Raw genomic sequence first — 2,123 nt, forward strand, 5'->3', positions numbered from 1 at the left:
TGGCATCCTCCAGCATATAGGCCAGCCGTTCAGCCGGATAGGCTGGGTCGAGCGGCAGATAGGCCGCGCCGGCCTTAAGAATACCCAACAGACCGACGACCATTTCCAGACTGCGTTCAACGCAGATAGCCACGCGATCATCGGGTTGTACGCCCAGCGCAAGCAGGTGATGGGCCAGCCGATTAGCGTGGCGGTTCAGTTCACCGTAGCTGAGGGATTGTCCTTCAAACACCACGGCGATAGCATCAGGGGTCAGTTCAGCCTGTTGCTCGAACAATTCATGGATCAGGGCTTCCTGTGGGAAGTCGGTCTGTGGGACGTTAAAATCCACCAGTACCTGCTGGCGTTCTACAGCGGACAGCATAGGCAGAGACGAAATAGTCTGCGTTACATCTGCGACCATTGCCTTTAGTATATTCTCAAAGTAACCCGCTATACGAACAACGGTTTCCTGATCAAACAGGTCGGTTGCATATTCTAGCCCACCAACTAAACCAGCGTCAGTTTCAGTAAGTGATAACGTCAGATCAAATTGGGTACTATGCCGCGGTTGTTCTACAAGGGTGAGTTCCAGACCGGACAGCTTCAACTCCTGAGCTGGGGTATTGTTCAAGACCAACATAACCTGAAATATTGGGTTGTAACTCAGGCTACGGGCAGGCTGTAGTGCTTCGACTACCTGTTCGAAATGCAGAGTCTGATGAGCATAGGCGGCCAGTGTGCGTTCGCGAACCTGAGCCAGCAATTCCGCCACGTTATTGCACTGGCCGGATTCGATACGTAAGGCTAGCGTGTTGACAAAGAAGCCAATTAACTCTTCGGTCTCTCTGTTCTGGCGGTTGGCAACAGGAGTACCGACGACGATATCGTCCTGACCACTGAGACGGGCAAGCACGATAGTCCATGCCGAAAGCAGGGCCATAAATAGGGTAATGTTCTGACGTTGACTAAACGTTTTGAGGGAAGCGAGTATTTCAGCGTTCAAATGGATCGGTATCTGGTTACCGGCATAGCTCTGTGTTGACTGGCGTGGTCGGTCAGTGGGCAGTTCTAATAGAGCCGGAGCTCCTTGTAGCTGGGTATACCAGAAATCCCGCTGTTCTGAGAGAACACCTTCCTGCAACTCATTGCGCTGCCAGACGGCATAGTCAGCGTACTGGATAGGCAGTGATGGTAAATCCACATCGTGATCATTGAGGGCGGCTTGATAAAATGCAGCAAGTTCGCGAATCATTATGCCAATGGACCAGCCATCAGAGATAATATGATGCTGAGTAAACAGTAATACATGCTCTTCATTAGCCAGTTGCAGTAATTGACCGCGGATCAACGGACCTTGAGTCAGATTGAAAGGCGTACGGGCTTCACATTCGGCGAGTTCAGCAACACGATTTGTACGGGCTGTTTCACTCAGGTGCCGCAGATCCAGGTAGGAGAGTGTAAAACCAGTGTCTGGGGAAGCTATTTCCTGGCAGGGCTGACCGTCAACCAATGTAAAGTGGGTACGCAGGCTATCTTGGCGAGCAACAAGGCCATTGAGTGCCGAAATGAATGCCTGATGGTTAAGCTTACCAGAAAGTTGCAATACTGCGGGGATATGGTAAGCCCGGCTGGCCGCAGGATCGAGTTGGTCAAGGAACCACAATCGCTGTTGGGCAAAAGAGAGTGGCAGTGGCAGATCGCGATTGGCAGCAGGAATAATTGTCTGAGTAGTTACTGAAGCATCAATAAGCGTCCGGGCAAGGTCAATAAGAGTAGGCTGAGCAAAGAACTGGGCAAGCGGCAGATCCAAGGCTAACTCTTGGCGTACGCGTGTTGCGCATTGGACAGCGAGTAACGAATGACCGCCAAGGTTAAAGAAATGGTCATAACGTCCGACGCGCTCCAGCCCCAGTAGTTCCTGCCAAATCTGTGCCAGTCTTGTTTCCAGTTCGCCAATAGGTGCTTCATAGGCATGGGTTGCTACGGCAGACTGATCAGGAGTGGGTAGTGCCTTACGGTCGAGTTTTCCATTGGGTGTGAGTGGGAAAGTTTCCAGCGTTACAAAGGCGCTGGGCAGCATATACTCGGCCAAGTGCTGTGCCAGTTGCTGGCGCAATTCAGTTGGCATGAGTTCAGTGTCA

The 2,123-nt window shown here is 51.7% G+C and carries 1 protein-coding gene; it reads right to left on the bottom strand.

Annotation, left to right across the window (positions count from 1 at the left end):
- A partial coding sequence (locus Xmir_RS22015; RefSeq protein ID WP_145956954.1) for a condensation domain-containing protein occupies positions 1 to 2,123 on the bottom strand: 2,123 nt, incomplete at both ends.

Source organism: Xenorhabdus miraniensis, from assembly GCF_002632615.1.